Origin of the sequence: uncultured Phenylobacterium sp. (genome assembly GCF_902826855.1) — a bacterium.
Lineage (GTDB): Bacteria > Pseudomonadota > Alphaproteobacteria > Caulobacterales > Caulobacteraceae > Phenylobacterium.
This window is the reverse complement of the sequence record NZ_CADEGK010000186.1, coordinates 1-8,870: the sequence shown is the minus strand read 5'-3', so window position 1 is coordinate 8,870 and position 8,870 is coordinate 1. Positions and strand designations below refer to the sequence as shown.

The window sequence follows — 8,870 nt, the reverse complement described above, 5'->3', positions numbered from 1 at the left end:
GAAATATAATGGTCAGGACAGCGAAATCAGCGCCTTACTTGGGAAATGTGGGGTAGAGAAGCGGCTGGGCGAGGCGCCGTTTTTCGGCGGTCGCAATCTGACGACGGCCGACATCATGATGGTCTATTGCCTGACCACCAGCCGGGCGTTTCGCGGGACGCAGATCGACAATTTCCCGAACCTCAAGGCCTATCTCGCGCGCATCGCCGCCAGACCGGCGTACCAGCGGGCGATGGCCAAGGCGGAGCCGGGCATGGCGCCGATGTTGGGGTGAGGGCATGGGCCCTGCGGGGCCTGGCCTCGCGGGCCCCGCTCGGAAGAGAGGGACGCCATGAGCGATGCGGGCGCCGGACCCGGCTTTGACGTTGCACGGCTGGAGACCTACCTGGCGACCGCGGTCGAAGGTTTCGGCAGGGATCTTCGGGTGCAGCAGATCCACGGCGGTTCCTCCAACCCTACGTATGTGATGACCACCGAGGATCGCTCGGGCGAGCTGCGCTTCATCCTGCGCAAGAAGCCGCCCGGCGTGCTCCTGCAGAGCGCCCATCAGGTCGAGCGCGAGCACCGGGTGATGGCCGCTCTGGCCGACACCGGTGTGCCCGTGCCGACGGTGCGCCACCTGTGCGAGGACCCCGGCGTCATCGGCGCGACTTTCTACGTCATGGACTTCATCGATGGCCGCGTGTTCCGCGACGCGACGCTGCCCGGCCTGACGCCCGGGGAACGGGCGGAGATCTACGACCAGCTCAACCTGACGCTGGCCAAGCTGCACGCGGTGGATCCGGCGGCGGTGGGCCTGGGCGACTTCGGCCGCCCCGGCGCCTATTTCGAGCGGCAGCTGGCGCGCTGGACCAAGCAATACCGCGACGCCCAGACCGAGGAGATCCCGGAGATGGACCGGCTGATCGCGGCGCTGGGCCGCGCACTGCCGCCACCGGAGCGGACCAGCATCGCCCACGGCGACTATCGGCTGGAGAACGTGATGTTCCACCCCACCGAGCCCCGGCTCGTGGCGGTGCTGGACTGGGAGCTCTCGACCTTGGGCGAGCCGCTCGCCGACCTCGGCTACAACGCCTTCCTGTGGCGTTCGCCCTATCCGCACTGGGGTTCGCTGGAGGGCTTGCCGGAAGACAGCGGCGTGCCGACCCTGGACGAATACGTCGCCGCCTATTGCCGCCGGACCGGACGCGAGGGCGTGGAGAACCTCTCCTGGTACACCGCCTTCGCCGTGTTCCGGCTGGCCTCCATCGTCCAGGGCGGCTACCGGCGGATGCTGAACGGCCAACTCGCCGCGCGCGAACGACCGGCGAACGGCACGGCAGGCTACGCGGCGACGGCGCTCGCGATCCTGGAAGGTTAGGCCTGTCTCCGGACGCCGCCTGGGTCAGCCGGCGCCGGCTGCGGTCAGGGCGCGGTCGAGGTCGTCCAGGATGTCGTCGATGTGCTCCAGCCCGATGGAGAGGCGCACGTAGCCGGGGGTCACGCCGGTGGCCGCCTGTTCTGCGGCGGTGAGCTGGGAGTGGGTGGTCGAGGCCGGATGGATGGCCAGGCTGCGGGCATCTCCGATGTTGGCCACATGGTAGAAGAGCTGAAGCGCATCGATGAAGCGGCGGCCGGCGTCCACGCCGCCGTCCAATTCGAAGCCCACCAGACCGCCGTAACGTCCGCCCAGGTACTTGTCGGCGCGCGCGCGGGCCGGGCCTGACTGCTGCGACGGGTGGATGACGCGGGTGACGCCCTTGCGGGCGGCCAGGAAGTCGGCCACGCGCTGGGCGTTCTGGCAGTGGCGCTCGATGCGGAGCGCGAGGGTCTCGACGCCCTGGATCAACTGGAAGGCGTTGAAGGGCGACAGCGCCGCGCCGAGGTCGCGCAGCAGGACCACGCGGGCGCGCAGAATATAGGCGATGGGGCCCAGAGGCTTCGCGGCCTGCGACCAGACAGCCCCGTGATAGGACGGGTCGGGCGTGTTCAGCAGTGGCTGGCGCTCGGCGTGCGCCTCCCAATCGAAGCCGCCGCCGTCGATGATCAGGCCGCCGATCGAGGTGCCGTGGCCGCCAAGGTACTTGGTGGCCGAGTAGACGACGAGGGCCGCGCCGTGGTCCAGCGGCCGGCAGAGCATCGGGGCCGCCGTGTTGTCCATGATCAGCGGGATGCCCAAGGGTCGGCCGATTGCGGCGACCTCGGCGATGGGAAAAACCTCCAGCTTCGGGTTCGGCAAAGTCTCGGCGTAGTAGGCCCGCGTGCGTTCGTCCGTGGCGCGCCGGAATCCCTCGGGATCGGTAGGGTCGACGAAGCGGACCTCGATCCCCTGGTCCTTCAGGGTGTTGGCGAAGAGGTTCCAGGTGCCGCCGTAGAGGTCGGTCGAGCTGACCACGTTGTCGCCCGCCCGCGCCAGGTTCTGGATCGAATAGGCGGAGGCGGCCTGGCCTGACGCCAACGCGAGCCCAGCCACGCCGCCCTCGAGCGCCGCGACGCGGTTCTCCAGGACGTCGGTCGTGGGGTTCATGATGCGCGTGTAGATGTTGCCCAGCTCCTGCAGCGCGAACAGCGCCGAGGCGTGGTCGGCGTCGCGGAACTGGTACGAGGTGGTCTGGTGGATCGGCACGGCGACCGAGCCGGTCGAGGGGTCCGCGCGCCAGCCGGCGTGAATGGCCAAGGTCTCGGGACGGAGTTGCGAACCGGTCATTGCGGAGGCTTTCCAGGGTGACTTATGGCGGCCACCTGTGCGCACCGCTTTACGGCGGTCAAGCCTGCCTGCCGCGGGAGGCGTCCTGTTCCGCGACGTGACGTCCCGCCGGCCACCTCAGCCATTGCGTCCGCTGACGGCATCGGTAAGGACAGCGCCCGCAGCATCTTCTCGAAGGCGCCATGAAGGTCAGGGATCCCCAGCGGCTCGTGCTCGCCGCCTATCCGGTTACGCGCACCCTCACCACGCGGGTGGGCGACCTGGACGGCTATGGTCACCTGAACGCCATGCGGATCGGCACCTACTACGAGGACGCGCGGGCGGCGTTCTATGGCGTCGCGTTCAAGGATGTGCGGCGCCAGCGGATGCTCGTGGCGCAGGTGACCCTGCACTACCTGGGCGAGGGGTTCTGGCCGGGTTCGATGGAGATCGGCACCGGCATCTCGAAGATCGGCAATGCGTCGGTCGAGATGGCCCAGGGGCTGTTCTTCGAGGGCCGCTGCATCGGGCTGTGCGAGACGGTCCTGGTCAACGCGCCTGAGGGCCGCTCGGCGCCCTTCGCCGACGACGCCCGAGCCTGCCTGGCGCGCTTTGCCCTGGTCCCCGACCCGAGCGTGCCCGGCTGAGTCCAGCGTCTTCCGGGATTGGCGAGCCGCCGGCCATCTGACAGGGTCAGGCAAAAGCCCCCGGGAGAGAGACGTTGGCGCACGAATCCAAGAGCTACGAGGAGCGCCACGAGAGCGCTGCGGAGACGTTTCGCAACTTCTCGCCGGGCGCCGACCCCGAGGCGGTCGCTCGGAACTTCGCCGAGCGCCTGGGCCCGCTCGGCAGCATGGCCTTCGACGTGGTCGGCGCCATGTGGTCGCGGCCGCAGCTGAACCGCCGGGATCGCTCGCTGCTGGTGATCTCGACTCTGGCCGCCCAGGCGCGGGAGAACGAGCTGGTGGCGCACACCCGCAATGGGCTGCAGCATGGTCTGACGACGGAAGAGGTCGAAGAAATCGTCCTCCACGTCGCCGCGTATGCGGGCTATCCGGCCGCGATGGCGTCCAGCCGGCGCATCGACACGGCGCTGCGCGAATGGCTGAAGGTCGAGAACCTGCCGGTGCGGAAGGCGGCGGTCCGGAAATCGGATGCGGAGCGCGACCGCGATGCCGCCGAAGTGTTGGCGCGACTGGGGGGCGGCCTGACGAGCCCGATGCATTCGGCGGAGGGCGAGGTCGGGGTCATCTCGTCGCGCTGGGTGTTCGGCGAGATCTGGACCCGGCCGCAACTCGCGCCGCGGGACCGCAGCATCTCCACCCTCAGCATCCTGATCAGCCTGGGCGCGCTCGAAGAGCTGCCGTTCTACGCCGAAGTCGGCCGGCGCAGCGGCCTGACCGACGAGGAGATCCTCGAGATCTGCAACCACCTCACCCTCTATGCCGGCGCACCCAAGGCGGCGCAGGCCATGCAGGTATTGCGGGCGCGTTAGCGGCTCAGCGGGGGGCGAGGTCCTTGATGGCGCGCTCCAGGACGGCCTGGTCGGGGCGCGGCATGTCGAACATCTCGCGCACGACGGCATAGTCCGAAAGATGGCCGCAGCGGGCCAGCGGCTGGGCCTTGGCGGTGTCGAACTTGCCGTCTGTGAGGTAGGTCGGGTCGATGTGGACGCCTACGACCTGACCCAGCACCAGGTGGACGCGCGTCGGGCTGTCCTCCAGGTCGCGCAGGTTGGTGATCGACAGGACCTTGCACTCCAGCGCCGCCGGGCTTTCCGCGACGCGGGGCGCGCGGACGATCCGGCAGGGAGCGCGCGCGACGCCGGCCAGGTCGAACTCGTCGACACCGGGCGCGACCATCGCCGATGTGGCGCTCATCTGCATCGCCAGTGGCGCCGTGGCCATGTTGAACACGAATTCGCCGGTGGCTTCCGCGTTGGCCAGGCTGTCGCTGGCCCGCTCGTTGGAGAAACCGATGATCGGCGGATAGGAGCAGAAGGCGTTGAAGAAGCTGTAGGGGGCCAGATTGGCGACGCCGTCGCGGTTGACGGTCGAGATCCAACCGATGGGCCGCGGCGCAATTATCGCCTTGAAGGGGTCATGGGTGAGGCCGTGGCCGCTGGCCGGCTCGTAGAAATAGACGTCGCTCATCCGCCATCATTCACCCGGCCGCAGCGCTTTTGAAACCCCGCGCCGCCCGCGTGCCTTTCCGGCGGGAACGTGGTTGTCTCCAAGACAGCACAGGGAGAACAGCCATGGACGAGCGGGTCGAACCATCCGTTGTGTCGCACACTGGCGCGGACCATGCCTTCACGCCGCGCCCGGCCGTGTCGCGCCGCGAGCGCGCGCTGGACCGGCTGCGAGGCGCGTCCGCGCGGCTGACATCGCTGGCCGACCTAGTGGAGCTGGTGATCGACGACGAGCCGGTGTTCGTCGGCGGACCCGGCGGCCAGATCCGAGCTGCCGCGCCGGGCGAGGCCGCCGCCTCGCTCGCGATTGGCGCGGACAACCTCGTGCGCCTGATCGACGGCCAGTTGGATCCCCGCAGCGGCCTGCTGTTCGGCCAGGTCAGGGTCACGGGCAGCGTGCCGGCCGCCATGCGCTTCTGCGACGCGATCTCGGGCGTCGAGCGGGGTCGGTCCAGCTTCGATCCCGCGACCCTGCCGAAACCCACTACCGACCGCGATCGCGCCAAGGCCGACCTGGAGCGGTTCGGCTATTGCCTGGTCAAGGACGCGCTCACCCCGGACCGGACGCAGGCCCTGCGTAAGCGGCTGCGCCAACAGGCCGATGGCGAGAAGGCGGCCGGCGTGGGCAGCTTCGACGGCGGACCCGACGGGCCGAACCAGCGGGTCTGGACCCTGATCAACAAGGGCCGCGAGTTCGAGGACCTGCTGGACGATCCGCTGATCGACGAGTTCGTTCCCGACCTGCTCGGCGATCACGCCATCATCTTCAGCTACAGCGCCAACATTGCCGGCCCTGGCGGACAGCCGCAGATCCTGCACTACGACCAGATCTCGGTGCAGCCGCCGATCCCCGACGTCATGGTCGGCTTGAACATCGCCTACTTCCTGGACGACGTGACCGAGGCCAACGGCGGCACCCGGCTGGCGCCATGCAGCGGCCAGCGCGGCATGGCCCCCGACGATCCCTTCTCCATCGAAGGCACCATCGCGGCCGAAGGCCCGGCCGGCACGGCGCTGCTCTGGGACAGCCGTATCTGGCACGGCACCGGCGCCAACCGCACCGACGGCCTGCGCCACGTGATCCTGCTCTATTTCAACCGCCACTTCATGCGCGCGCAGGAGAACTGGTCGCTCTCCCTGCGCGACGATGTCCGCGCGCGGCTGTCGGAGCGGGCCCTGACCATGCTGGGCTTCCGGGTCACCAACACCATGGGCGGCGTCGAGGGTCCGCGCGAGGGCGCCATCGTCGGGCGGCCGGCCGACCCTGTGGGCCGGCTCGGCGGTTAGGCCTACACTGGCGCGGCTGTGAAGCCGACGCGCGGGAAGTGCACGTGGACCTTGCCGACGCGGGGGTCTTCGCGAGCGATGACGATGCGCTCCAGGGTGGCGGCGACGAGGGCGCCGGCGATCCGGTCGCCGGGGTTGTCGTCGCCGAATACGTCGACCTTGGCGCCGGGACTGAGGCCTGTCGGGTCCTTGGCGTCGTGGACGAGGTGGGCGGTGGACTCCGGCTCGGCCGCCTTGGCTACTGCGATGGCCTCGGCGGTGGGCGTCTCGGTGAAGCTCCTCGTCTTGGCGATCGCCCGCATCCGCGCCGTCCAGTCGAGCACCCGCGGCAGGTCCGAAAGGAGGTCGGCCATCAAGGCGCGCTGGGCGCTGTTGAGGAACCAGTAGTTCAGGTACCAGGCGATGTCGGCCAGGCCCGGCGCGTCGCCGGCGACCCAGTCCTTGCCACCCGACAGCTGCGTTTCGAGCCAGCCGCTGATGGCGCGGAACTGGGCCTTCATCGGCGGGATGGCGGCCTTCATGCCGGCGAGGTCGAACGGGCGGCCGGTCATCGCCTCGCGGTCGGCGATGAACTCCGGCGTCACCGTGTCGGCGATGGAGCCGAAGATGATGCCGACGGTGGGCGTGAAGAAGGTGCGGTCGGCCCACCAGTTGGCCGCCCAGTCGACGCCGTGGACCGTCTTGGGCGACGGATGCCGCCGCTCGATCTCGGCCATGATCACGGCGCTGTCGCAGAAGACGTCGGCGCCGATCTGCATGACGGGGATGCGGCGATAGCCGCCGGTCAGCGGCGTCAGGTCCGGCTTGGGCATGACGTCGGGCTGGACCACCGAGGCCCAGGACAGTCCCTTGATGGCCAGCTGCAGACGCACCTTCTCCGAGAAGGGCGAGTTGAAGTAGTGGTGCAGGATGATGTCGTTCGCCACGGCGGGTGTCCCTCGATGAGGCTCGCCTTCGAGCATGACTACTCGGCGTCAGGCAAGCCGATGGCGCCGGCGAGCGTCAGGTCATCAGGGATCCGCCGTTCACGCTGAGCGTCTCGCCGGTGATGAAACTGGCCTGGGGCGAGGACAGGTAGACGATCGCATCGGCGATCTCTTCCGGCTCGGCGATACGTCGCAGCGGCGTGCCCCGCGACGCGCCCGCAATGGACGTCGGGCCCTTCTCGCCGGTCAGCCCCGCGCGCACCTTAGGCGAGCCGGTCACGCCGGGCGCAACGACGTTGACCCGTATCGTCGGCGCCGCTTCCACCGCCAGGGCGCGCGTGAAAGCCTCGACCGCGCCCTTGCTCGCCGCGTAGGCCGTCAGCCCGCGCAGGCCCTTGCGCGCGGCCCCGGAAGACACGTTGACGATCGACCCGCCACCCTGCGCCAGCATGTGCGGCAGCACGGCGCGGCACGTCCGCATGACGCCCTTCACGTTAACGTCGAAGATCTCGTCGATGAAGGCGTCGTCGCTCTCCTGGAGCGAGGCGCTGGGGTAGATGCCCGCCACGTTGGCCAGGATGTCGATGCGGCCGAACCTGCCGATCGCCGCGGCCACCGCCGCCTCGATGCTCTCGCGCGAACGCATGTCACAGCGGGTGGCGAGGCTGCCCGAATTGTCGAAGGCCCGGGCCGTGTCCTCGAGGTCGTTGGTGATGTCGGCGAGGACGACCTGGCAGCCCCGCGCTGCAAAGCGCTCCACTGTGGCCAGCCCGATGCCCATGGCGGCGCCGGTTATGAACGCGACGCGTCCTTCGAAATCCTGCGCCACGCGCCACCTCCCCCGGTCCATCAGAAGCGCGGATCGGAAGGCAAAATCGCATGCCCCGCAAGGGCCCAGCCCCATAGGGAGGTCGCGGTCTTCCGCCGAGCCCGCTGCAGGGGTAGCGTCCCGGCCAACAACCTTCAGCTTCCGATGACGTGATGGCCGACACCATAGCGCAGGTCCTGGCGCAGGCGCCCGCCACCCCCGCGGGGCGGCAGGCGGCTTGGTACCTGGCGCGGCTGCACAGCGCGGGCGAGGGCGCTACCCTGGCCGATACGGAACGCTATGGGTCCACGTTGCCTGACGGCTTCCGCGCGCTGACGACGGACGAGGCGGTGCGCGAGGACTGGCGTCAGGTTGCGGCTCGCGTCGGCGCGCCGCTGGAGGAGCTCCGCTTCGTCTCGACCTCGGAGTTCGCGCTCGAGGCGACTCTCACCGCTGCCCGGGGCCGGCGCTGGAAGCTGAAGCTGGCCGTCGAGGAGACCGCGCCGTTCAGGATCAGCCAGTTGGCCTTTGAGCGCCTGCACGACTTCCAGCTCGACGTGCGCGAGGCTGAGGAGAGTGACGCGCTGACGCTGAGCGAGCTTGAGCGCCGCTGTCCGATCGTGCTGGGCGACACGCGCTTCTGGTTCGACCGCGGCGAGCGGTACTTCGATTTCGCCCGGCTGACCGAGGACTGCACGGTGGGGCTGGCCACGGTCGATGGCGAGCCCGCCGCCATGACCTGCGGGACCCGGCACACGGTGCGGATCGGCGGGACGCTGAAGACGATCGTCACAGTCTCGCACCTGCGCGTGCTGCCGGAGCACCAGCGCAAGGGCCTCTGGGGCGCAGCCAACCAGGTGCTGGACAAGTATTGGCCGCAGGTGGACGGCTCCAACGCCTACATCGCGCTCGACAACGCGGGCATGCAGCACGGCTTCCGCCACACGCCCGACAAGTGGCCGGGGCCGCTGCACCGCATGCGGCTGTCCAGCC

At 69.4% G+C, this 8,870-nt stretch carries 10 protein-coding genes; 6 read left to right on the top strand and 4 right to left on the bottom strand.

Annotated features, from left to right (window positions below):
- On the top strand, positions 1–274 hold a 274-nt coding region (locus tag QZV94_RS19960), incomplete at its 5' end, for a glutathione S-transferase family protein (protein WP_293680948.1).
- A 57-nt stretch (positions 275–331) separates the two neighbouring features.
- On the top strand, positions 332–1,360 hold the full coding sequence (locus QZV94_RS19955) for a phosphotransferase family protein (protein WP_293680946.1): 1,029 nt from the start codon (positions 332–334) through the stop codon (positions 1,358–1,360).
- A 24-nt stretch (positions 1,361–1,384) separates the two neighbouring features.
- Here QZV94_RS19955 and QZV94_RS19950 read toward each other — a convergent pair whose 3' ends face one another.
- Positions 1,385–2,686 (bottom strand): O-acetylhomoserine aminocarboxypropyltransferase/cysteine synthase family protein, encoded by a 1,302-nt coding sequence (locus QZV94_RS19950; protein ID WP_293680944.1) that lies wholly within the window; start codon positions 2,684–2,686, stop codon positions 1,385–1,387.
- 182 nt (positions 2,687–2,868) lie between these two features.
- On the opposite strand from QZV94_RS19950, the gene QZV94_RS19945 reads away from it, so the two are divergent.
- Together QZV94_RS19945 and QZV94_RS19940 are read left to right on the top strand one after the other, a co-directional pair.
- Positions 2,869–3,312 carry a thioesterase family protein gene (locus tag QZV94_RS19945; protein ID WP_293680942.1) on the top strand — a complete coding sequence of 148 codons (444 nt, stop codon included), beginning with the start codon at positions 2,869–2,871 and terminating at the stop codon, positions 3,310–3,312.
- 74 nt (positions 3,313–3,386) lie between these two features.
- Positions 3,387–4,160 carry a carboxymuconolactone decarboxylase family protein gene (locus QZV94_RS19940; RefSeq protein WP_293680939.1) on the top strand — a complete coding sequence of 258 codons (774 nt, stop codon included), beginning with the start codon at positions 3,387–3,389 and terminating at the stop codon, positions 4,158–4,160.
- Between the two features lie 4 nt (positions 4,161–4,164).
- Here QZV94_RS19940 and QZV94_RS19935 read toward each other — a convergent pair whose 3' ends face one another.
- Positions 4,165–4,818 (bottom strand): flavin reductase family protein, encoded by a 654-nt coding sequence (locus QZV94_RS19935; protein ID WP_293680936.1) that lies wholly within the window; start codon positions 4,816–4,818, stop codon positions 4,165–4,167.
- A 104-nt stretch (positions 4,819–4,922) separates the two neighbouring features.
- On the opposite strand from QZV94_RS19935, the gene QZV94_RS19930 reads away from it, so the two are divergent.
- The gene (locus QZV94_RS19930; RefSeq protein WP_293680933.1) at positions 4,923–6,143 is read left to right on the top strand and encodes a phytanoyl-CoA dioxygenase family protein; all 1,221 of its coding nucleotides are present in this window, start codon (positions 4,923–4,925) and stop codon (positions 6,141–6,143) included.
- Positions 6,144–6,145: 2 nt separating this feature from the next.
- Here QZV94_RS19930 and QZV94_RS19925 read toward each other — a convergent pair whose 3' ends face one another.
- Together QZV94_RS19925 and QZV94_RS19920 are read right to left on the bottom strand one after the other, a co-directional pair.
- Positions 6,146–7,069 carry a glutathione S-transferase family protein gene (locus QZV94_RS19925; protein WP_293680930.1) on the bottom strand — a complete coding sequence of 308 codons (924 nt, stop codon included), beginning with the start codon at positions 7,067–7,069 and terminating at the stop codon, positions 6,146–6,148.
- Between the two features lie 76 nt (positions 7,070–7,145).
- The gene (locus tag QZV94_RS19920) at positions 7,146–7,898 is read right to left on the bottom strand and encodes an SDR family NAD(P)-dependent oxidoreductase (protein WP_293680927.1); all 753 of its coding nucleotides are present in this window, start codon (positions 7,896–7,898) and stop codon (positions 7,146–7,148) included.
- Between the two features lie 152 nt (positions 7,899–8,050).
- Here QZV94_RS19920 and QZV94_RS19915 point away from each other — a divergent pair.
- Positions 8,051–8,870 (top strand): hypothetical protein (locus QZV94_RS19915; RefSeq protein WP_293680924.1); only part of this gene is annotated, 820 nt, incomplete at its 3' end.